This window comes from Shewanella saliphila, from assembly GCF_014648295.1.
Lineage (GTDB): Bacteria > Pseudomonadota > Gammaproteobacteria > Enterobacterales > Shewanellaceae > Shewanella > Shewanella saliphila.
The window spans coordinates 15,391-39,920 of sequence record NZ_BMQV01000032.1; the positions used below are offsets into that span (position 1 = coordinate 15,391).

Sequence of the window (24,530 nt, forward strand, 5' to 3'; positions counted from 1 at the left end):
CTCTACTTTGAGGTCTTAATAAGAATGGCATTTAGCCACTTTTCGTTTTCTCGTCCTGGGCGTACATCTGTAGTCACCCAGGTATGTTTGCACGTTAAACCTGAGCCTTGTACCCATTGCCCAAGCAAAGACTCATCGGCATCAGCAAAAAAACGGCCATTATGAGTTCGCTCTTGTACGCCATATTTGAAAGAGCAATAAAATACGCCATTGGTTACCAGTGTGCTGGCTAAAGTCGCAAACGTGTTGGGTAGGGCATTTGCTTCAACATGAAGTAAAGACGCGCAAGCCCAAATACCGTCAAATTGATGGGAGAGGTCAATATCATCAAAGCTGCATACTGCTACCGTTTGGCCTATGTATGCTGAGGCAGCTTTAGCTAATTCTGCACTTGCATCAATCGACATGACTCGGTAACCCATATCAATAAAGGCTTTGCTGTCTCGTCCAGAACCACAACCCGCATCTAAAACACGAGCATTAACGGGCAATTGACTGACAAACGTTTGATAAAGTTCACTGACATCGGCATTAACAGTTGAGTCAAAAAAGGCTTGGGAATGTTGATTGTAAAACTCGATGGTAGACATAACTCATCCTATATTTATTCTGATGTGAGTTTATCGATAAATTATAGCTGTCTCAAGTATTTAGTTTGTATTCAAACTAGGGAAGAATCCAACCAAAATCAATAATCAACCTGTTCAATCACACTGATTGCGGTTAGCCCTCGGCCTTTTTTTGATGGCACTCGGTGGCCGGTGTCTGGGTTGGTTTTCATGGTTTGTAAAAACTGGTTTTGTTGTGGCCCAAAGCTGATGTGCAGTGGTCTGTGTTTGCCGTAGTAATAGAGGCGATCGAAACTGAGGTTTTGGCAAATCCACAGGGCGACCTGTTGCATGTCGACTGTTGTATTGTTAGGTGTACCATCGAGTTTATTGAGTACGGTAAAGTCGCATGCGGCGCCTAGGCGTGAGCAAATGATGGCTTGCTTGATATTGAGTTCGTGGGCGCAATGTTGGTCGAGCTTTGGGGCGATGTGCGGGTTAGGATTTTTAGCGATTAACCGTGCAAGCTCGGGTGAGCAAAATCCGTAGGTTAAGTTAATTGGCCCAAATTGGTCGACGATAGGGTCGAGTATTCTTGTCGCCAATGCACTGAGTGCGCGCCAGGTTTCAGGTTGTTTAGGTAAGTTTTCAATTTGATGCAATTGTGCCGTATTGCCGCAGTTTATCAGGTCTGCATAAGTAAAGTGGCGGCTGGCTTTGCCATTGATATTGTAGGTAAACAATCAAAGTCCGATATCAGTATTCTGGTTTGCTGTAACCATACCGTGTATTGATTATGCTGACTAGATCGTTTTGTTTATTGATGTTATTTGAATCTTGAAATTCTCCCGACTGTGAATATTACGTCACAGTCGGGAGGCTTTACGGGTTGATTAATGGGTCGGTTTAGGCTTGACCATTTTTAAAATTATCACTAAAAACAGTGGTGCAAAATACACGACTAACAGTGTTGCGCCTGTCATACCGCCTAGTACTGAGGTACCAATCGCGTTACGGGCATTAGCGCCTGCGCCGCTGCTCAATACCAGTGGTAATACACCCAGACCAAAGGCGAGTGAGGTCATGATGATTGGGCGTAAACGCATTTCACAGGCTTGAATGGTGGCGTCTATCATGTCGGCACCTTTGTCGTAGAGCTCTTTGGCGAACTCGACAATTAAGATGGCGTTTTTAGCGGTTAAGCCAATGGTTGTTAGCACGCCCACTTGAAAATACACGTCGTTTTCAAGGCCGCGTAGCATGATGGCCGCGAGTGCGCCGAGTACGCCCAAAGGCACGACTAAAATAATCGCAATGGGAATGCTCCAGCTTTCATATAATGCCGCTAAACAAATGAATACCATAAGTACTGAGATAGCATAGAGTATCGGTGCCTGGTTTCCGGCTTCTAACTCTTGGTATGACATACCTGACCAACTGACTTGCACATCAGTTGATAGCTCAGCTGCGATGGCATTTACTTCATCCATTGCATCACCTGTACTGTAGCCTGGTGCTGCTTCACCTAAAATTTCAAAGGCTGAGTTACCATTAAAACGTGTCAGCTGTGGTGAACCTGTGCCCCAATGTGATGAGGTAAATGCTGACAGCGGTACCATTTCATCTTGATTGTTACGAATAAGCCAATGATTGAGATCTTCTGGCGTCATGCGGTATTGAGCTTCAGCTTGAATGTAAACTTTTTTAGAGCGTCCACGGTCAATAAAGTCATTAACGTAAGATGAACCCCAAGCAATCGACAATGAGTTGTTAATGTCGTCGATATCGAGGCCAAAGACTTTGGCTTTTTCATAATCAATATCTAAATAAAACTGGGCATTGTCTTCTAGACCGTTAGGTCTGGAATTTTGCAATATTGGGCTTTGGGCCATTTTCGCTAACAGTTGATTACGCACTTCGATAAGTTTGTCGTGGCCAATTGCGCCAACATCTTCAAGGTAAAAATCAAATCCTGATGATTGGCCTAGCTCTCTAATTGCAGGACTACTAAATGCAAACACTGAGGCTTTTTTATAACTTGAAAAATACCCCATAGCGCGTTGAATAATCGCGTTGACGTTGGTCTCGTCTGTGGTTCGCTCTGACCAGTCTTTTAAGCCAATAAAGCCCATACCCGCATTTTGGCCTTTGCCAGAAAAGTTAAAGCCTGACACGGTAAATACAGTATTGATAACCTCTGGCTCATTTTGTTGCAGGTATTCTTTGATGTCGTTCATGACCTCGGCAGTTTGATTGATTGTTGAGCCTGTTGGTAATTGCACCATCATATAAAATTCGCCCTGATCTTCATCAGGTAAAAACGAGCTGGGTAGGGTGTTATACATATACGCGGTGCCAGCTAACAATAAACCGTAGATTAAGGTAAAGCGTAATGGCCGCAGCAGCACACGTTTGATTGAACCTTTGTAACCACTAGACAGGCGATCGAACAAGCGATTAAAGCCATTGAAGAAACCATTAGTGGGTTTTTCTTTCGGTTTTAATAAGGTTGCACACAACACCGGGGTCAGAATTAACGCAACCAGTACCGACAATACCATTGCAGATACTATGGTTAACGAGAACTGTTTGTAGATAGCACCGGTAGAACCCGACATAAAGGCCATTGGAATAAATACCACAGCAAGTACCATGGTAATGCCCACTAATGCGCCGGTGATTTGCTTCATCGACTTTTTAGTGGCTTCTAATGCCGAGAGTTTTTCTTCGTGCATGATGCGTTCAACGTTTTCTACTACCACAATGGCATCGTCGACCAATAGGCCGATGGCCAGCACCATGCCAAACATGGTTAAGGTATTAATAGAAAACCCTAATATCGACATAATGGCAAACGTACCCAGTAACACCACAGGAACAGCAATGGTTGGGATTAATGTTGCTCTGAAGTTTTGTAAAAACAACAGCATCACAAAAAACACGAGTACGATGGCTTCAAATAAAGTTTTAATCACTTCAGTAATCGATAAACGAATAAATTTATTGCTATCAGTGGCTTTGGCCATGGCTAAACCCTGAGGAAAGCCTTTTGATAATTGCGCTAATTTGGCATCTACCGCTTCTTGGGTGTCTAACGAATTGGCACCTGATGCCAGCGTGATAGCGATACCCGATGAGCCATAACCGTTAAATACAGGGATAACGCTTGAGTCTTCGCTGGCAAGTTCTACCCTGGCAACATCACTAAGACGAACTTTTGAGCCATCTTCATCCACTTTAATTAAAATGTTTTTAAATTCATCAACAGTAGTTAATAAGCTTTGTGCTGTGATAGTCGCATTAATTAATTGGCTATCGGTGGCTGGCACGCCGCCGAGTTGGCCAACGGTAACTTGACTGTTTTGCACCGATACAGCATCTGAAATATCAACCGGGGTTAAGTTGTAACTGTTGAGTTTAGCGGGGTCTAACCAGATACGCATGGCGTAGGATGGACCAAAAATGGTCACGCTGCCGACACCATTAACGCGGCTGATAATGTCTTTAATACTTGAGTTAGCGTAATCCTGGATGTCGCCAGTACTCATGGTGCCATCGGGTGAGTACAGGTTGGTGACAGACATAAATCCAGAGGTACTTTTTTTAACGGTTGTACCCTGGTTTTGCACCGCGGTAGGTAAACGGCTACTGGCTTGTTGCAGGCTGTTTTGCACCTGTACCTGGGCAATATCAGGGTCAGTATCAGCACTAAAGGTTAATGTAATAGAAGCACTGCCAGATGAGCTACTGGTTGATGACATATAAAGCAGGTTATCTAAACCTGTCATGCTTTGCTCAATCACCTGGGTGACACTGTCTTCAATGGTTTTTGCTGATGCGCCTGGGTAAGAGGCACTGATGGTAACGGCTGGCGGCGCAATAGTAGGGTACTGCGCGACAGGTAGACTCATTATCGACGCTATACCCGCAAGCATTATGACGAGGGTGATAGCCCATGCAAAAATAGGACGATTTAAAAAGAAACTAGACATGGCTTAATCCTGCGAGTTTGAATGTGCATCGGCGGTGGCAGTTTGGTCTGATTGTTCAGTTTGGCTATCGACGACCACAATTTGGTTGTTTTGCAGTTTATTCAGATTATTAACCACCACATTATCACCCACATTAAGGCCTGTTTTGACCACCCAGCCATTACCGACTTCATTACCAAGTTCGACTGCTCTTTTGGTGATTTTGTTGTCTTTATCGACCACAAATACCGATGGTGCGCCCGCTTGGCTTCTTACTACAACGGACTGAGGCACAACCAGATAATTGCGCTGCTCTGGCATTGAAATATTGGCGCGTACGTACATGCCAGCGAGAAGACTATTATCAGGATTAGGAATAATAGCGCGTAATGTCACGCTGCCCGTTGAGTTATCGGCGCGGGTATCAGCAAATTCAAGTTTGCCAGTATGCTGGTAAAGTGTGCCGTCTTCTAAGGTAATCGTGACTGGGATAGTAGGGCGTGTACCACGCACATTCATAAATTCCTGTCTTAATTTGTATAACGACACAGAAGATTGTTGCATGTCGACGTACACATTATTGGTTTGAATAATGGTGGTTAAATAATCTGATTGGCCAGAGGTGAGCAATGAACCTTCTGATACCTGTGAAAACCCGGCGTAGCCAGAAATAGGCGCTCTGATTTGCGTATAAGATAACTCAATGTTGGCATAGTCTAACTCGGCTTGACGAATCGCCACTTCAGCTTTTGCTTGTAAGTAGCTTGATTCGGCATCGTCAAGTAGCTCCTGGCTTGTGAGGCTTTTCTTCATTAGTGCCTGGTAACGTATATAGGCTTTTTGAGTGCTTTGTTCGCTGGCAAGGGCTTTTTTTAACTCAGCTTGCGCACTATTTACCGTTGACTGATAGGTTGTTGGGTCGATTTGAAATAACACGTCGCCTGCGGTGACATAACTGCCTTCTTTGTACAGTCTGCTTTGTACTATGCCGGTGATTTGCGGTCTGACTTCTGCTTCATTAAATGCAGTTATCCGCCCCGGTAGCTCGGTGTTTAAACGTAAACTGTTATACGACAGTGTCATTGTATCTACGTGTATGTCTTGTACAGGGCGAGTGTCAGATTGAGTTTGATCTGAGCAGGCTGAGATTGCGAAAGTGACAAGGAATAATAAAGGTAATTTACCGAGAGTGAGCTTAAGCATAGTGGCACCATGAGTTATATCGTTTATATAAGGATAACATGTTGCTGGTTAAGTCGGGGTTAATGCTTTGGAGAAAATAAAAAAAGTCTTCATTACGAAGACCTTTTTAGTGGTGCATTTATAAAGCCCTTATCGAGCGATGCAATATGACTATTTTGCTAGCTTAACAAAGTAGTCGAAGATTTCTGGTACGTTGCCGTTACCTAAACCAGCATCAAATGCGGCTTGTAAGTTAGCAGATGAACCTTCGGCAATCTTAGATTGAGTGCCTAAGTCTTCTACCATTTTTAAGAAGTAGCCTAAATCTTTATTGGCGTTAGCAATAGAGAAGCCTAAGTCGCTTACACCATCAACGGCGTAGTTTTTACAAAACTTCATAAACGGTGAGTTAGATGGACCTGCTGACATGATGTCGAACAGTTGCGCGCGGTCAACACCGGCAAGCTCTGCGACAGCAAAGGCTTGTGACATAGCACACACTGTAGTCATGCCCATAAAGTTATTGATTAACTTAGTGGTGTGGCCAGCGCCTAATGCACCTAGGTGAAATACGTTTTCGCCTTGTTCATCAAGCACAGGTTTTACCTTGTTAAAGGTATCGATGTCGCCAGCGGCCATGATGTTTAATAAACCGTCTTTAGCGTGAGCTGGAGTTCGGCCGAGTGGGGCGTCGATCATGCCTGCGCCTTTAGCCGCTAAGTCAGCACCGATTTTACGGGTTGATGATGGAATTGAAGTACCAAAATCAACAAGCACTGCGCCTTCTTTAATGCCCGCTAGAATGCCGTCGTCGCCATATACAATTTTTTCAACTACTGCAGAGGTGGTAAGACATAACATAACAATGTCACTTGCTTCGGCAAGTTCTTTGGCTGAAGCAACCGTGTTTGCGCCACGAGCGACACAGGTTGCTACTGCGTCTTTGTTAAGGTCCATGACATTAAGTTGATAACCTCTTTTTTGTAAGTTCTCAACCATGTTGCCGCCCATAAGGCCAAGGCCGATAAATCCGATGACTGGCTTTGTCATTTGTAACTCCTACATATATTGGTTTTGCTTAACTGTGTGTTGTAAATTGCTGTGCCTTTAAGAGGCGTGCTATGCGCGTGTGTTGACATAGGGCGCAGGTATCGCAATTTGTTATTTTGAATTTTTTGAACCCGTATAATGGCAGGATTATCGACCTGCTTACCAAGCTGTCTTACAAAATGGTAATAGACCTTGCGTTGGTTGTCAAACAATTACTGCGGGTTGGACTGACAAACTTAATAGTGCAGTATATTTGTTTGTTTTACATACTTATTACTGAAATATTATGGGTATGGCAACAAGGTTAAGGCGTTATCATTTATGGGTTTTAAAACTCATTAACGTTCAATTATTGGGTTAATTCTTGGTGTATTGTCTGTTTATTTTCAGCTTAAAGTGTATTAACAAGAGTACGGCGTAATAACACCAAAGGGCTTAATCAAAAGAGCCTATCAACTTGATAGGCTCTTTATGTCGTTGGCTATTAGAACTTAGCTCGAACGCCTAGTGTGTAACGTTGGTCAGCTTCGCTGTAAGCCCATACTGAACCAAGCTCTGTGGTGTATTCAATTGGCTCACCTGTTAGGTTTACTGCGTTGGCAACAACGGTAAAGTGCTCGTTGATGTCATAGCTAACAGAGAAGTCGAACTGGCCACGTGCTTCACGGTAACTATTACCTACAGTTGGGTCGTAGTTATCAGCTGTTGGGTCATTTTGGTTAAATACGTTGTAACCTAATGCACCTACAGTTTGTACACGCTTAGTGCTTTGGTCATCTAAGTAACGGTCACGCCAGTTGTATGCAAGACGTAGCTGTAAATCTTCGCCTTCCCAGTAAATCTGCGTGTTTGCTGTATGCTTTGAAATATTCAGCAATTCGTTGCCGTCTGGTTGCTCACTGTCTGCAAACGTATAGTTAGCATTAACACCTAACCCTGACCAGATACCTGGTAAGAAATCAAGCTGTTGCTGGTAACCTAGCTCTAAACCACGTACTTCACCGCTACCGCCGTTAACGTCAGTTTCAATGACAATACCTGTGCGGCCTGCTGCTTTTTCTGCATCAACATAGGCTAAGCCCTGGTCTTGAGTTGCATTGATGATGTCGCCTTGGCTTTCGCCTGCGGTGTTAAGCAAACAGATGTTGTTCCACTGTGTGGTGTTTTGGCCAGAGATAGTGCTTGAGTCGGCTAAACAGCTACTGTCTGTTTGAGTGAACGATTTAACATCTTTGTAGAATAGTGCTGCAGATAAGATACCGCCGTCACCAAAGTAGTGTTCTACTGATAAGTCATATTGCGTTACGCGGTAAGGATCTAATTGGTAAGAACCTTGAGTACCGGTGACTAACGAGTTATCGATAGACAATGCAGGGCTTAATTCACCAAAGTCAGCACGGCGCATTACTTTTGCCGCCGCAAAGCGTATTAAGGTTTCTTGTGACAAGCTATAGGTCACGTTTAAGCTTGGTAAAAAGTCTGAATAATCATTTTTACCGGTATCAAGTACTTTGTTTCCGTTGGCATCCACTGAATCTACAATGCTTGATTCAAGTTCAGTTTGAATATAACGACCACCCACAACCGCTGAGATGTCTTCAAAGTCTAAATGGAATTGTGCGTAGATTGCGCTGGTTTTCTCATTAATCGTTTTATAAGCACCTGTGTCTTCGACCATGTTGTCGGCTAATGAGCCGTCCATCGCGTAAGAGGTACCTGCTAACATTTGTTGAACTAATGCATAAGTTGCTTCAGCATCTTGTAGTTGTTCAGCATCGTAAACATTGTAGGTCAGTAAGTCGTTTTGACCGGCAATGCCTGTTTGGTCAAAAGAGTTGTCCATGTTAATGGTTTTAAAGCTGTCAGCGATAATGGCGTTATCAATCCAAGTAGGGCTGTATAAACCGTCTTCGTTGGTGGCTCTTTTATAAGCATCTTTTAAAGTGTTACCGTTTGGCTTAAGGTCAAAGCGGTTTGCAGTGTAGTCTCGGTCGGTAAAGCGAACACCTGCTTTAAATGCTGTGACAAAATCAACACCAATATCATTCACTTTAAGGTCAAAACGTAACGCTTGTTCTTCGTTGTCTGTGTCTAGCGTTTTGTGGTAAAACTCACGGAAAACCAGGTTGTCTGGATTGGTTAGCATGCCAGTGTCAGCAAATACATATGATGGAATACCATCTCCACTGGTTGAGCTACCTGTACTGGTGTGAGTGACTAAGTCTAACGTTGGTTCAGTACGCTCAATAGGACGTAGGTTAAATTCTGAAGCTGTTTGGCGCTCTTCTGATTTTGAAATTGAATATTCACCAGAGACTTCAAAGTTGTCGTTAATAACCCATTCTGCACCAATCGCATGAGAGGTTGATTCACTGGTGGTGAAGTCACTCCAAGTTTTAGGAATGGTTAACACGCCGGTTAAATCATAGTTATGCAGCTGACCATTACTGTCGTAATAAGAGTCGCTACGTGGCGATACTGAACCACCAACGTCAAGAATAGAGTAGGCTGCTTGGCCACCGTCTAATTCAGTTGCGTTCATATCAAGATAAACGTTCAGATCTTCGCTGGCCGGTGCCCATTGTAATGAAATACCGTAAGCAGTACGTTCACGCTCTTCGGTTTTTTGTTCAACAGTGCTTTCTGTACGGCGTAAGTATTTACCGTTAGGGCCGCCAGATACATCGACTGTGCCGTCACCATCAATATCAATGTCGTCTTCTAAAGTGACTTTGTTAAAGAATTCGTCACGACGTAGTTCGCGATCTTGGTATGACAAGTTAACCGATGCACCAAAGGTACCATTGTCGCCTAAGTCCCAGTTATCACCCATTGCTGCAGTGAAGTTAGGCGCAACGTTTTCTGTTTTGTCGGCATATTCGCCATCAAGCGTGATGGCAATAAGCGGTTCTGAAAGTTCAAGTGGACGTACAGTTTGCATATTAACTGTACCGCCAAGTGCACCTTCGATCATTTCTGGTGTAGGTGACTTAATGACTTCAACTGTTTTTAAGAAGCTTGAAGGGAAGTCATCGAGGCTAATACCGCCACGACCAGGGCCAGCAGTTGAGCGGCCATTAAGTAATATTAAGTTTTCAGACACACCACGAATGGTCACCGACTCACCGACACCAAAGTCAGATTCGATTGACACACCGGTAATACGTTGAAGTGCTTCTGCAATATTGTTATCTGGTAATTTACCAATATCTTCTGCAACGATAGCATCAACAATACGGGCATCAGTACGTTTTAGTAAGTTGGCTGCTTTTAAGCTACCGAAGATACCACGTACCGCAATAACTTCGATTTCGCTTGTATCTACTTCTTCTACTGTTTGTTCTTCATCTGCAGCAAATGCGCCAGGCATTGTTAACACTGCCGTTAACGTTGCACCAAAAATGGTAATGTTGGTCGCTTTAAATTTAGAGTTACTAAACAATGCACTTATTTTATTAAGCTTCATAATTCCCCCCAAAGAATTTGGATTTGGTATGACAATCCGGTCTACCAATTGTTGTTGTTTTAGTCAACAGCAACATTTATATAACACGATGTTGGTGAATGCAATCTATATTACCAAATTATTAACATTGTCATACCAAGGTCTATGTTGTGGTCATTTGTGTAATGATGCGCTACCACAGGGCTTAGCGGGGATGTTTAACCCTAAATAGGTAGCTATTTATCGGTAATCAAAAAACACAATCCCAGATTACATTAACGAATCACCAACATTTGTTATTTTTAAAGTGATTGGCCTGGTAAAGGGTTTGGTTAACCGTGTTTGAATTATTGGTATTACCTTTAGTGGTTTTCACTGTCACAAAGCATTTGCGGTGCGCAATAAACACTGTGTAATTTGACCGTTGTTTTAATTACAGTGACTCAAGGTGGGTTGATAACATTTAAGGGGCGCTAAATGTGTATGATTTGCAGGCTATTTAAATGATGTACATGCACTTTTATTTACGTAGAATATTTTGGGGGCTATTGAAATGGAGCCAAGCTCGAGCAGGTGTTGTGGTAACACACAGTCTATTTTGTGGTAATAGGGTCGCAGCAAGTGTGATAACAACTATGACAGCGAGAGTGAAGGGTTATTGGCTGTGACCAAATATGTAGTCTTGTTTTGTTTCTAGCCATAATGGATATTGCGCCATGACCTTAGTGAACATTTTGCTTTGTAAGTAGTGGTTAAGCCATTGGCGCAACTTTGGGTAGGGCGCTTGCAGATACCATTGACGTTCAACTCGAGCAAACTGACGGATAAACGGCATTAAGGCTAAATCGACCAAGCTAGGGTTGTTTGACATTAAATAGTGATGTTGAGTTAATCGTCGCTCGAGATCGCCAAGGTATTGCTCACAGGCTTGTCGGTGTTGAGTGAGGCTTGGCTCATGGTAACGCTTGGCACAGCGGTATTGCTCAAGCAGCCCTTTAAACTCAGTGTCAAATTGAGTAATGATCGCGAGCATTTGCGGCAGTACACTAGCTGATTGGCTGTGCAGATAATCATTAGGATCGGTTTGCGAAAAAGCCCACTGCATAATTGCGAGACTTTCGTCAATAACATGGTCATGGCTTGAAGCAGCATTGGCCTTGATCACTAATACCGGTACGGTGGCTTTAGGCGATACGGTCAGTAATTCTGCAGGTTTGTTGCTTAATACTAGGTCACGTATATGCACTTGTTGACCCGATGCGTAAATTGCCAACCTTGCCCGCATTGCGTAAGGGCAGTTTCGTAATGAGTAGAGCACAGGTAATGTCATCTGAAGTGTTCTCTTATTGTTGGCATTCACTTTTCAATCGGCATACGAATATTGAGTTTATTGGATCTAGCTAAAGCAAATCCTATACCCAATCAACTTGAAGATACGTGTTTCAGAGCTTCACCGTGTTTTCAATACTAGGCGCGTTAATGCAGTAATGTAGGCACCTTATAAATTAACGCAACAACGTAGTGGGAACACGGTGAAACTCCCAATGGGCAAGTTTTACACGCGTTTATGCTGTGTTATTGATTTTGGAAAGGGAGCAACCATTACCCGCAATCAATGCCTTGCCTAAACACGTGTAAACTCTTGCTGAAATCGAGTATCTTCAGGTTGTTTGGGTATATAAGCACCTTTTGTCATCCACATCACTACATAAATACTACACCAATACTTGACGAGTGTTGGCTATGTAATGATGGATTTGCTGTTCTGTTTTAGTGTTGATCATTTTGTCTGGCGCACGATCTTCAGGGCATGGCATACGAGGTGTGGTGCCAAACAGTCGGCAAATAAGTGGCCGCTGTTCATAGACTTCGCAACCATTTGGGCCTAAATGAACACAATTCCATTCAGCTAATGCCGCGTCATGTTCTGCGTCGGTTTTAACCGGTAGCCTGGCCATTTCAGCAGATGAGGTGGTGACAGGCCCGCAGCAATCATGGCAACCGGGTTTGCATTCAAAAGAGGGAATACGCTCTCGGAGTAGATCGACTATTTCGGTGTCATTATTCATATCGTTACTTCTATTGTATTAACTATAACGTTTTACACTTTACGCTGTGATGTTAAGTGATTGATTATAATTAAATATCACATTAACTAAAGCGTATCACTGTTCCCATTGACTCAGCACATTCTTGTTATCGTTACGACTGTGTCAATGGGGCAGCTAAAAGCGGTTGGCTTTATAACCCTTGTTGGTATTGCGCATTGGTCGACACGGTAACCAATTGGTTCAGTTGAACTTTGGCTTCGTTTACGCCTTTTAGCACGTTTTCAAAGTGGTTAACCAATTGCACTTTGTCAATTTCAGCTTTTGAGCCCGAACCAATATTGGTTAAGTCGATAAAGAACTCGTCAAATAAGTGTGATAAGTCTTCAACGGCTTCGATATTTAAAAACTGCTCATGGTTATAAATGCTCGGGTAGCCACCTTTTTGTTTGTCGACTGCAAACGAGATCCCTTTGACGTTGGTAATGGTGGTGGCTTTTTCGCATTTAAGCATGCAACCATCTTCAATACTGGGTTTATTACAACCCACCGTTTGTTGGAAAAAGCATTGGCGGCTGGTCATCATCAAAATGGGATGATAAATGCTGTATAGCAGTTTAAAGTTTTTTGGTCTGCTGATGTTTCTAATTTGATTACGATTAATCTCGTTAGAAATAAACGCACCTGCGCAATTTAACTGCTCTTGCAGTGTCATTAACGCGTATGAGTTGGTGGTATTTAAAAATGGACCTGCTATCCAGTCTATGCCCATTTCATAGGCTTTAAATGCGACACCGGTATTATTACTGACAATACGTGCAGGTTTTACCGCTTCTAGCAGCCGTACTGCTTCTATATAGTCTTTACCAATCAATACCGCAGGAAACCACGGGATTAACCTTGGGTTACGTAAAAATATGTCGATGTATTTGTTGTCATTTTTCTTAAAGCTTTCTGGCAGCTTAAAGTAAATGTCGGCATCGGTAACATCGCATAAGTTAACGTCTTTCTCATCGCTTATTAGCAATGATAACGTTGGTGTTTCGGTCACTTTTGGGTGCTTAACTAACTTAGGTAATGTCACTGCGCCAATGTATTCCCGCTGTGTAAGTTGCAGTAATAATTGGTTTTTAAGTTGGGTGAGTTGGCTAAACGGCAGGGTTAACTCGGTATCTAGGTTATCGAAATTAAACGGCTGTAACTGATAACCCGTACTTTTTAAACTCTTAAAGCGTTTTTCAATTGCTGCCTCATCAATAAATGACTCTGTCGCTTGTGTGAGCGTTGAGTTTGATTCAATGACAAAATGTTGCTCTGGCGTGGTGACCGTGATTGACAATGTTTGGCCCGCTTTACCCGCAAATGTCAGGGTTAAAGACGGTTTTGCGATGCTTAAATGATTAATTTTTTCAGCGACTAATTCAACGATGGCATCTTTAGCGGTTGATAATGTGTCTTGTGCTTCTTGGATTTGCACTACAGAAATGGCATTGCTGGCGTCGTTAGCATGTTTAAAGCTGTTATCGCGCGGATTGTCGATAAACATGTCTTTGGTGAGATTACCTTTTAAAAATGAGTTGGTAAAATCACGGTTAAACACTTTATATAGGTTTGAGTCGTCAGCCAATAGCTTGCCAGTGTCGACAAACTGATCAATTTGCTTGCGCCAAGTGTCTACCACTGTGTGGACGTATTGCGCGCCTTTAATGCGGCCTTCAATTTTTAACGAATCAACCCCAGCATCGACTAATTCGGGTAAATCAAAATAGGCTGAATTGTCTTTTAAATTTAGCGGAAACTTATTTCCTGCAGCGGTGATTTCATATTCATCACGACACGCCTGGCTACAGCGCCCGCGGTTACCTGAGTTACCAACACTTACTGAGCTTGAATAACACTGACCAGAGAAAGCAATACACAAGGCGCCGTGCACAAACACTTCTGTTAATACATCGTGATCGTGTGCCAGGCTCGTTAAGCTTTTAATTTCGCCTAGGTTTAACTCGCGCGATAAGTTCACTCGTGTTGCGCCAATTTTGGCCAAGAAACCAATTTGGCCTTCATTGTGAGTGGTTAGCTGAGTAGAGGCATGAATGGCTAACGATGGGAAATGCTTGCTGACCAGATTAAACAGCCCTAAATCTTGTACTATGATGCCGTCGATGCCGGTATTAACCAGTTGATTAAGCAACTTAACTAACGTGGGCACTTCGTTTTCCAGAATGACAATATTCATGGTTAAGAAGACTTCACATTGGTATTGATGGGCTAGGGCAATCACACCAATTAAGTCATCGAACGACAGGTTAGCCGCTCGGTTACGGGCGTTGAAGGTATCTAGGCCGCAATATACCGCGTTGGCGCCGGCTATGATTGCTGCTTTGATTGCATCGACGTCTCCACCGGGTGCCAGTAATTCGATTTTTCTCTTCATGATAGGTTCGCTACTTTTAGTTAATTATTGTTTTACATTGTTATTTGGCGAGTTAGACACTTAATTACGAGTTAGATACTTAATTGCGTGTTCAAGCTTGTCCATTAGCATGTTCGATTGTAACAGTCATAGCGCCATAGCACAGCGCCTAAAATGGACTGTTATTTAAATAGTTTGATAAACACAAAACACCACAAATATAAAATGCTTTAAATATAAAATGCTTTAAATAGAAAAGGCCTCCGTTTATGTTGTGTCACCACATAAACGGAAGCCTTTTTAGGTATGCGAGTGAGTGTTATCACTTGCACACTTAATCACTACATTTTAGCTGCCGATTCAGCCTGGCTTGCAAGATATTCATCATAAGTACCCTGGAAGTTAATCAACTTTTTGTCTTTTAAATCAATGATGCGATTTGCAAGTGATGATACAAACTCGCGGTCATGACTAACAAAAATCAAAGTGCCTTCAAATAATTTCAAGGCTTGATTTAATGCTTCAATCGCTTCCATATCCATGTGGTTTGTGGGTTCGTCCATGACTAACACGTTAATGTCCATCATCATTAACTTACCGAATAACAAGCGGTTTTTCTCACCACCTGAACAGTTACGCACTTTTTTGTTGGCGTCATCTTCGGTAAATAATAAGCGGCCTAGCATGCCACGGACCATTAAGTCGTTATGTTTTGGTGTGCGCCACAACGACATCCAATCAAATAATGTCATGTCATTGTCGAAGTCGGCGCTGCTGTCTTGCGGGCAATAACCAATGGCGGCGTTTTCAGACCATTTAATACGGCCGTGATTATGTTGAAGTTCGTTTACTAAACAACGTAATAGGGTGGTTTTACCCACGCCGTTTTCACCGATAATCGCCAGTTTTGATCCTGCCTCTAGGATGAGGTCACCGTGTTCAAATAATACTTCATCAAAACCATGGCCTAACTCTTCAAGCACGAGCGCCTGGCGGTGTAATTTTTTAGATTCGGTAAAGCGAATTGATGGAGTAATACGGCTAGATGATTTAACGTCATCAAGCTTGATTTTATCCATTTTTTTAGCACGAGAACTGGCTTGTTTGGCTTTAGATGCGTTAGCACCAAAACGGTTAACGAAGTCTTGTAGTTCGTCAATTTCAGCACTCTTTTTAGCGTTACCTGCTAATAACTGCTCACGAATAAGGCTTGATTGTTCGAGGAAGTATTCGTAGTTACCTGGGTAAATACGTAATTCGCCGTAGTCGATGTCGGCCATATGAGTACACACAGAATTCAAGAAGTGTCTGTCGTGCGAAATGATAATCATGGTGCACTTACGCTTGTTTAGCTCTTCTGCTAACCAACTAATGGTATGAATGTCCAAGTTGTTGGTGGGTTCGTCTAGTAACAAGATATCTGGGTTAGCAAACAATGCTTGTGCTAATAACACACGCAATTTCCAACCGGGGGCCACTTGTTGCATTAAGCCAAAGTGAAATGATTCTTCAATACCCGCTTCAAGTAAGATTTCACCTGCACGGCTTTCTGCTGTGTAGCCATCCATTTCAGCAAATTCGCTTTCAAGATCGCCCACACGCATGCCGTCTTCATCGGTCATTTCTGCTTTAGCATAAATGAAATCACGCTCTTGTTTGACTTTCCATAATGCAACGTCACCCATGATCACAGCATCAACCACGCTGTATTTTTCAAAGGCGAACTGGTCTTGGCTTAATGTACCGACTTTTAAACCTGGCGTGATGGATACGTTGCCAGAGGTTGGGGCTAACTCGCCACTGAGAATTTTCATGAATGTGGATTTACCACAACCATTTGCGCCAATTAAGCCGTAACGATTGCCATGGCCAAATTGCGCCGAAATGTTTTCAAACAACGGCTCAGGGCCAAACTGCATAGTAATATTAGCGGTAGAAATCAAAACAAGTTTCCATAGAGTGGTACAGCATCGTTATCGACAAACAGTAGTGTTGTGAAAATAAGACTGATAGGGCTTAAGACATAAGGTCGCGGATTATACAGGGAAGTGCTCGATTGTCGATTTATTATCTATGTTACTTAGGTTTTTGGAGATGAACCAACAACCACATCATGTGTGGCTGTTGGTTAAGGATGAATTAGCTAAAAATGCGTTTTACTTTGCAAAATATAAACCCATTGCAATAACAGTAGCGATAAAGCCTGCCAATGTTGTCACTAACGCCATGAATCCACCTTTGTTATTGTCAGTTTATGAATAAATTATTGCTAAGCATTTACAAGCTTTACACTCGTGATAACCCTGTGGATTTCACAAACAGAGTCGACCTAAAACGAAACAGCTGTTTGTTTGAATTAATAAAAAACAATTATTTTTGAGAATTGACTCACAATAATGACTCAAACAAGTGTGGTAGAGATTTATTTTCAAGTTAACCAACTGATTTACGTTTATAATCTATATATATTACTGCTTACTAATTTTTGCTTTGTAATTGAGTTTTTATTTGGATAATAAGCGTCGTCAAAAGTGAGTCTTTGTTTACTTGATCCTTTTTATTTTTACTTTTTGTATGGTCAACTTTTTACAGTTTTAGATTCAATGGAGTACGGCTAACTATGGTTTTGAGAGTCAAAACTTATGCATTTACATGGTTTGTCTTTGGGATGTTGGTGCTGTTGTTGCCGCAACCTTTGATAGCAGAAAATCGCGACGAAAACACTCATGCTCTTTCAGTGTTAACTGCACAAGAGCAACAATGGTTGTCTCAACATCCGGTGGTTAAAATTGGGGTCGACGGTTATTTCCCGCCTTATAGTTATTTTAATGAAGACGGTCAACTTGTTGGCCTAGCGATTGATATATTATCTTTGATTAGTGATAAAACAGGCATTGAGTTTGTCATTAATGACGAGCATAAATGGCCAGATATTGTGAATAATCTACAGCAAAATAAAATTGATGCCATATTAACTATGGTCAAAAGCCCTGAGCGTGAAAAACAGTATTTATTTACCACGCCAATTATTTATAAATCTCTGGTAATTATCACTCAAAAGCACAATCAGACTATTACAGACCGAGAAGATATTGCCAATAAGAGTGTGGCAATGGTAAGAGGTTATCAATATGCCAACAGTTTGAGTGAAGAGTTTCCGAGTATTGCGCCTGTTTATGTTGATACTATGCGAGAAACCTTTGAAATAGTGGCCGCAGGCCAGGCTGATGCCACCATTGGTTTTTTAGCCGCAGCCAATTACTTTCAATTAAAATATGCCTATAACGACTTAAAAATCGCTGCATTTTATGAAAAACATAACGCCAATGAAGCCATTGCGGTAAGTCAAAGTGCGCCTATGCTGGCGAGTATTCTTCAAAAAGGAATTGATTCACTCACGCCTCAACAAAAGAAAGACCTGAATGAAGCATGGGGCGCCAATATCAAAATCCCAAAGGATTATACAGAGCTAATTGAGTTTGCTTTACTTTCTGGTTTGCTGATTTTGCTTTTAAGTATTTGGGGAATACAGTCTAAACGTCATAACCGTGATTTGGTTAAAGCGAATCAAAATGCTGAAACAGCAAATTTAGCCCTAAATGATCTTAAAGATAATTTGCAGCAATTAGTTGCTGAACGTACTCAACAGCTGACACAAAGTGAAAACCGTTACCGAGGGTTGGTTGAGTCACTCGAAGATGAATACATTTTTTATCAACACGATACTCTAGGTTTTGTGAGTTATGTTAGTCCATCGATAACCCATATTTTGGGGCATCCTGTTTCTGGTAAGGGTGGATTTTATCATCAATATTTAACTGACAGTCCAAAAAACAAAGTCGTTGCTCATTATGTTGAGCGTATTTTACAAGGTGAAAACTTAGCACCGTTTGAAATTGAGTTAGACGACACCAAAGGGAATGTTCATACCTTTGAAGTGCTTGAGCGCCCTATGTATGGGGACAATGGCGAATGTATTGGTTGTGAAGGGATTGCGCATGATGTGACGGCGCGAAAACAACAGCAAGATAAGCTGTTTTATTTATCACACTATGATGATTTGACCGGTTTAGTAAACCGCTATTATTTTAAAAAGTTACTCGACGATGACATTGATAACTGTAAAAAGATGGGCCAACCGCTGGCATTATTATTTTTAGATTTGACCCGCTTTAAAGTGATTAATGACAATTTTGGTCATACTGCAGGCGATTACATATTAAATCAGGCAGCCTCCCGAATTGAACAGCACTTAAAAGGTCACTTTGTAGTGTCGCGTTTTGCGGGTGATAAGTTCTGTATTTCGTTGCCAAATAAGCTGGCGGCAGAAGCAAACTTAATGGCTATTGAGTTAATTGAAGCATTTCAGCCACATTTTGAGTTCCTTGAACAAACCATCATTATTGGCTGCCGTGTAGGGATAAGTTTGTTCCCACAAGATGGTCTTAATGCTGAAACGTTGATTAGTCACGCTGATTCCGCTTTATATGAGGCTAAAAAGAATCCCGCTTGTGTGGCTTTTTGTAATAAAGAAATGGCGTCATACAACAAAAAACGTCATGTTATCGAACAAAATTTAAGTAAAGCATTGTTTGTGAATGACAATTCATTGCCACCTCAACTCTTTATTGTGTATCAGCCTTTAATGAGCCTGCCCGAATGTCAATTAGCAGGCTTTGAAGCGCTGGTGCGTTGGGAACATCCTGAATTAGGCGTGATTTCACCCGGTGAATTTATTCCTATTGCAGAAGACACTGGGTTGATATTTACATTAAGCCATTGGGTTGTTAATAGCGTTTGTGAGCAGTTAGTTGAATGGCATCAGCAAGGGTTTGATTTTAAACGGGTGTCGGTGAATATATCGGCACTTGAATTAATGAACATTAAATTTGCCGAAGAGTTACTCAGTATGGTTGTTCAATCTGGTGCTCAACCGAGCTGGTTTAAGTTAGAAATCACCGAGACTGCTTTGATGGCGATTCCTGAGCAAGCCATCGAAATTTTACAAAAGTTAACCAGGGCTGATTTTGAAGTTGCCATTGATGATTTTGGGACAGGGTATTCTTCACTCACGTACCTTAAGTCATTACCTGCTAGCACATTAAAAATTGATCAATCTTTTATTCGTAATCTGATTGAATCCAGTGAAGACCAGGCCGTAATCAAAGCGGTGATCAGTATGGCGCACTCTTTGGGCAAACAAGTCACTGCCGAAGGGGTTGAGCAACAAGAGCAGCTTGACTACCTGATAGCTCATGGTTGTGATGTCGCCCAGGGGTATTACTTCTCGCGCCCAATTAGTGTCCAAGAAGTGAACCGGTTATATTTTGAGGTATAAGTTTAGTGATACTGAATTGAGTGAGTTCATATACGATAAATATTTGATGATGATTTGATTAATTAGCGGCGCAGTATGCTTTATTGCTATTATAGCGGTATGTGCCACGTTGGCAGCAAAGACAACATCGGAAATACCCATGGTAGAAGAGCAACAAAACAATCCATTACATGGACTTAAGCTTGAAACGTTAATCACAGAGCTGGTTGAATGTTATGATTGGAAAATTTTATACGCCGCATTGAAACTCGAATGCTTTAACCTCAATCCATCGATTGAAGGTTGCCTTAAGTTTTTGAAAAAGACTGAATGGGCCCGTGAGAAAGTTGAAAATTTTTATTTATACCGTTATAAACGCATGCCCAAAGCGGTAGGCGATCAATTTGAGCTTAAGCCACGTGAGCGTGGTTTTGCAGCTGGCATAGTACCGCGTAAGCCAATGGAATTAACCTTTGAATCTATTGCGAGAATGCATGCACAAGCGGCAGAAAACTTTGAAGCAAACCGTAATGCTAGAGGCCCAAAAAGTTCATCTAAAGCCCATGGTAGCCGTAACAGTAGCGGTTATGAAAAGCGTGTAACATCAGGTAAATCTTCTAACAAAGCCCCATCAGCCGACCCAAGTAACCCTTGGGGTAAATAAGCGTTTAGATATTAGAAAGCCCTGAATGTTCAGGGCTTTTTTTGTAATACAAGATAGCACTACTGTTATATTATGCTTAATTAGCCAGTGTTAGATCTGACTCTGCTGCGGCCAACATCGCAAACTCTTCATCGGCATTTTTGGCAACCAGTCGTTTTGAACTATAGCCAAAGTAATAAGCCGCACCAATCACAAACAAGCCCATAGTGAACAAGAATGCTCGCGGATCAAATGCATAAACGCCGGTCAGTGCAATTAATGACAACAGCAAGGCAATACCAGAGGTGAATACGCCGCCAGGTGTTTTATAAGGGCGAGCCAACTCAGGCTGTTTAATGCGAAGTAAAATATGACTTAAAGCCATTAATGCATAAGACACGGTTGCGCCAACAACGGCCATCGCTAACATTAAATCTCCTTCACCGCTGAGTGATGCAACAAAGCCAAATATTGCAGGAACAATTAACGCACGAGCAGGGACTTTACGCGAGGTGGTAATCGATAGCGCGCGAGGTAAATAACCTGCACGTGATAACGCAAACACTAGGCGGCTATAGCCATAAATAATCGAGAAAAATGAAGCTACTAAGCCTGCTAAACCTAAAATGTTGACTATGGTGGCTAAGCTTTCATTGCCAGTCACTTTTAAGGCATCAACTAAAGGTACAGCACTTGCGCCCATTGCTGCAGCACCGCCTACGCCGGGTACTAATACCACAACCATCAAAGCGGTAAATAATAAGAATATCATTGCACCAATAATGCCTTTAGGCACATCTTTGGCAGGGTTTTTAGCTTCTTCTGCAGCTAATGGCACACCTTCAACTGCCAAAAATAACCACATGGCAAAGGGTAGTGCTGCCCACACACCATACCAGCCTAATGGTAGAAACTCACTGGCACCCGCTGCATCGGTAACGGCAACATCGTATAAGTTACTGGCATCAAAGTTAGCCACGAGTACCACCGCCGTGGCAATAATGGCCAGTACCGCTAAACCGCTGATCACCATCATCACTTTTAGCGCCTCGCCAACACCGGCTAAGTGGATGCCAACAAACACTAAATAAAATACAGCGTAAACCCAGGGACCATTAAATCCAAGCAGTTCTTGTACTGCGGAGCCAATAAAAATCACAATGGCGGCAGGCGCTAGGGCGTATTCAATTAATACTGCTAAGCCCGTCAAATAGCCACCAGCAGGTCCCATTGCTTGACGTGCAAAACTGTATCCGCCGCCAGCAGCGGGGATTGCCGCTGACATTTCTGCTAATGACAGCACAAGGGTTAAATACATCACAGCCATTAAGATGGCGGCAATGGCAAAGCCACCCCAACCAGCTTCGGCTATACCAAAATTCCAACCTGCGAAATCGCCTGAAATGACATACGACACGCCTAAGCCTGCAAGTAAAATCCAGCCTGCTGTGCCGCCCTTTAATTGCCGTTTGGCAAGGTATTCTTGGTTATCTGACATGATCTTTCTCCCGGTGTATTATTATTCTGCGATTAAAAAGTGAGTTGTTTGCTGTTGATTTTCGATCACATCGTCTTGAGTGCGATCTTTAAGGTTGACTCCTGTAAGTTGGCGTTTTCTGGCTTCAGTGATTAAGTATTCAGCCCGTTTGGCAGCCTCATTAAAACTGAGGCCAGCCGGACGAATGTTAGAAATACAATTACGACAAGCGTCCGTTAAGCCGGTTTTAGGTGACCAAGTCATATATAAGCCGAGGCTATCTGGCGAACTTAATCCGGGGCGCTCGCCAATAAGCACTATGACTATCTGGGCGTTAAAGATTTCGCCAATATCGTCACCAATTGCCACACGCCCTTGTTCAACAACTGTAATAGGGGCGAGGGTAAGTGGTTTTTGTTGTTGGTTGAGCCGAGTTAACAATGCATGAATAAACGGTTTTGCATGACTTTGAACGGCTAAAGACGATAAGCCATCTACGACGACAATGGCCAAATCAAATTGTGGCGTTGCAGCTTGGCCCTGATTGAGGTGTTTTACTAATGAGAGACGACTCGCATCAGCCAGTTTTCGGCCCAAATCTGGGCGTTGTAAATAGGTCACCCGATCATGTGCCTGACTGGCGACAACCAATGCCGGTGTAGCATTTACTAGTAACGGGATCGCATTAAGCTGCTGAGCTAAGGCTTTAATATCTAATGGTAAATTAACGGCATCACGCGCTTCGGCGTGCGACAATTGAAACGCCAGCAATTCTGATGTTGGCAAACTGATACCTGCACGACCAAGCCCAATTCGTGCATCGGTAAATTGGCGTAAATCACGCCATGGATTATTAATCACTGCCCCGTTTGGAAACTGGTCTGGGTTTATGGGGGTTTTGAGCGTTTGAGGTGATGAAGGTGGCTTCATTAGCAACCTCCTTTTAACGCACGTAATGGTTCGGCAAACGCGCTGGGTAAAGCGCTTGATAAAATGGTGTTTGACGTATCTTGCATGATGTTCATGCGTGTTAACCATTGCTCAAACTCAGGCGATGGGCGTGAGCCTAATACGCGGCGCACATAGAGCGCATCGTGAAAAGAGGTGGTTTGATAATTAAGCATAATGTCGTCTGAGCCCGGAATACCCATCACAAACGAACACCCTGCGACGCCGAGTAACGTGAGCAGGTTATCCATGTCATTTTGGTCTGCTTCAGCGTGGTTGGTGTAGCACACATCGCAACCCATAGGCACTCCAAGCAATTTACCGCAAAAGTGATCTTCTAATCCTGCGCGGGTGATTTCTTTACCGTCGAACAGGTATTCTGGGCCGATAAATCCCACCACGGTATTCACTAACAATGGATTAAACTTACGTGCAACAGCGTAAGCTCGCGCTTCACAGGTTTGTTGATCTAACCCATGGTGAGCATTGGCTGACAATGAACTGCCTTGGCCGGTTTCAAAATACATGACGTTTTGGCCAACAGAACCACGATTAAGGCTCAGTGCAGCTTGTTGAGCTTCGGCTAAGGTATTTAAATTAAAACCAAAACTGCTATTGGTTGCTTCTGTACCGCCGATGGATTGAAACACTAAATCAACCGGTGCGCCGGCTTCAATACATTCAATGGTGTTGGTGACATGAGTGAGAACACAGCTTTGAGTCGGAATTTGATATTTTTGGATAACATCGTCCATTAATGTCATTAATTTAATCGCTTGCGCTACGTTATCGGTAGCCGGATTAATACCGATAACGGCATCGCCATTGCCATAGAGCAAACCGTCTAACATAGAGGCTGCAATACCGTTTACATCATCCGTAGGGTGATTAGGTTGTAAGCGGGTAGAGAGGTGACCCGGTAAGCCGATAGTATTTCGAAATGCTGTTGTTACATGACACTTTTTCGCTACCAATATCAAATCTTGATTGCGCATGATCTTGCTCACAGCAGCTGCCATCTCAGGGGTAATGCCCATTTTTACCGTGGCCAGAACCTCTGGTGTCGCATAATCACTTAATAACCAATTACGAAAATCGCCAACGGTTAGGTGGCTAATATGACTAAAAGCCTTACTGTCATGATCATCGAGGATCAATCGGGTAACTTCATCTTGTTCGTAAGGAATTAACGCTTCATTCAAAAAGGTTTTTAAGGGTAAATCTGCCAAGGTCATTTGGGCTACTGCTCGCTCTTTAGCTGAGTGTGCAATCACGCCCGCTAAACGATCGCCAGAGCGCTGCGGCGTGGCTTTCGCCATAAGTTCTGCCAAGCTGGCAAATTGATAAGTTTGGCTACCTAATGTGTAGCGATAAGCGTGACCCATTCTTAACCTCAATGCTTTATGTTTTGGTATAGCTTTTGCTCGGATGATGATTAAGCCAATTACTTTGATGTTTTAGTGCAGCTTAAAGCGTACCAACTGACTA

Annotated in this window: 16 protein-coding genes; 3 read left to right on the forward strand and 13 right to left on the reverse strand. The window is 42.7% G+C overall.

Annotated features, from left to right (window positions below):
* Window positions 1–2: 2 nt before the first annotated feature.
* The 10 genes from IEY48_RS14205 to IEY48_RS14250 form a co-directional block, all read right to left on the reverse strand.
* Window positions 3–590: a class I SAM-dependent methyltransferase gene (locus IEY48_RS14205; protein WP_188921418.1), complete on the reverse strand. Its 588-nt coding sequence runs from the start codon at window positions 588–590 to the stop codon at window positions 3–5.
* Between the two features lie 98 nt (window positions 591–688).
* Window positions 689–1,291, reverse strand: coding sequence for a hypothetical protein (locus IEY48_RS14210; protein WP_188921420.1), 603 nt, complete (start codon window positions 1,289–1,291; stop codon window positions 689–691).
* Window positions 1,292–1,441: 150 nt separating this feature from the next.
* Complete coding sequence (locus IEY48_RS14215; protein WP_188921422.1) at window positions 1,442–4,540, reverse strand: efflux RND transporter permease subunit; 3,099 nt, start codon at window positions 4,538–4,540, stop codon at window positions 1,442–1,444.
* 3 nt (window positions 4,541–4,543) lie between these two features.
* Window positions 4,544–5,722: an efflux RND transporter periplasmic adaptor subunit gene (locus IEY48_RS14220; RefSeq protein WP_188921424.1), complete on the reverse strand. Its 1,179-nt coding sequence runs from the start codon at window positions 5,720–5,722 to the stop codon at window positions 4,544–4,546.
* 150 nt (window positions 5,723–5,872) lie between these two features.
* Complete coding sequence (locus IEY48_RS14225; protein ID WP_188921426.1) at window positions 5,873–6,751, reverse strand: NAD(P)-dependent oxidoreductase; 879 nt, start codon at window positions 6,749–6,751, stop codon at window positions 5,873–5,875.
* Window positions 6,752–7,235: 484 nt separating this feature from the next.
* A complete protein-coding gene (locus tag IEY48_RS14230; protein ID WP_188921428.1) occupies window positions 7,236–10,217 on the reverse strand; it encodes a TonB-dependent receptor in 2,982 nt (993 codons plus the stop codon).
* Window positions 10,218–10,851: 634 nt separating this feature from the next.
* The gene (locus IEY48_RS14235) at window positions 10,852–11,526 is read right to left on the reverse strand and encodes a glutathione S-transferase (protein WP_188921430.1); all 675 of its coding nucleotides are present in this window, start codon (window positions 11,524–11,526) and stop codon (window positions 10,852–10,854) included.
* A gap of 385 nt (window positions 11,527–11,911) precedes the next feature.
* Window positions 11,912–12,265, reverse strand: coding sequence for a YkgJ family cysteine cluster protein (locus IEY48_RS14240; RefSeq protein WP_188921432.1), 354 nt, complete (start codon window positions 12,263–12,265; stop codon window positions 11,912–11,914).
* 172 nt (window positions 12,266–12,437) lie between these two features.
* The gene (locus tag IEY48_RS14245) at window positions 12,438–14,678 is read right to left on the reverse strand and encodes a peptidase U32 family protein (protein ID WP_188921434.1); all 2,241 of its coding nucleotides are present in this window, start codon (window positions 14,676–14,678) and stop codon (window positions 12,438–12,440) included.
* Window positions 14,679–14,998: 320 nt separating this feature from the next.
* Window positions 14,999–16,600, reverse strand: a complete 1,602-nt coding sequence (locus IEY48_RS14250; protein WP_188921437.1) for an ABC-F family ATPase — start codon at window positions 16,598–16,600, stop codon at window positions 14,999–15,001.
* A 151-nt stretch (window positions 16,601–16,751) separates the two neighbouring features.
* Between IEY48_RS14250 and IEY48_RS14255 the strand changes: the two genes are divergently transcribed.
* The 3 genes from IEY48_RS14255 to IEY48_RS14265 all read left to right on the forward strand — a co-directional run bounded on the left by IEY48_RS14255 (window position 16,752) and on the right by IEY48_RS14265 (window position 20,638).
* On the forward strand, window positions 16,752–16,919 hold the full coding sequence (locus tag IEY48_RS14255; RefSeq protein WP_188921439.1) for a hypothetical protein: 168 nt from the start codon (window positions 16,752–16,754) through the stop codon (window positions 16,917–16,919).
* 358 nt (window positions 16,920–17,277) lie between these two features.
* Window positions 17,278–19,995: an EAL domain-containing protein gene (locus IEY48_RS14260; RefSeq protein ID WP_229786483.1), complete on the forward strand. Its 2,718-nt coding sequence runs from the start codon at window positions 17,278–17,280 to the stop codon at window positions 19,993–19,995.
* Between the two features lie 139 nt (window positions 19,996–20,134).
* On the forward strand, window positions 20,135–20,638 hold the full coding sequence (locus IEY48_RS14265; protein WP_188921441.1) for a VF530 family protein: 504 nt from the start codon (window positions 20,135–20,137) through the stop codon (window positions 20,636–20,638).
* Window positions 20,639–20,714: 76 nt separating this feature from the next.
* Here the strand turns inward: IEY48_RS14265 and eat are convergent, their stop codons facing one another.
* Genes eat through IEY48_RS14280 form a run of 3 tightly spaced genes read right to left on the reverse strand, consistent with a single transcriptional unit; the run spans window position 20,715 to window position 24,427 of the window.
* Window positions 20,715–22,115, reverse strand: coding sequence for an ethanolamine permease (gene eat / locus IEY48_RS14270; RefSeq protein WP_188921443.1), 1,401 nt, complete (start codon window positions 22,113–22,115; stop codon window positions 20,715–20,717).
* Window positions 22,116–22,136: 21 nt separating this feature from the next.
* Window positions 22,137–23,024: an ethanolamine ammonia-lyase subunit EutC gene (gene eutC, locus IEY48_RS14275; RefSeq protein ID WP_188921445.1), complete on the reverse strand. Its 888-nt coding sequence runs from the start codon at window positions 23,022–23,024 to the stop codon at window positions 22,137–22,139.
* Window positions 23,024–24,427, reverse strand: a complete 1,404-nt coding sequence (locus IEY48_RS14280; RefSeq protein WP_188921447.1) for an ethanolamine ammonia-lyase subunit EutB — start codon at window positions 24,425–24,427, stop codon at window positions 23,024–23,026. The genes eutC and IEY48_RS14280 overlap by 1 nt, the downstream gene beginning before the upstream one ends.
* Between the last annotated feature and the right edge of the window lie 103 nt (window positions 24,428–24,530).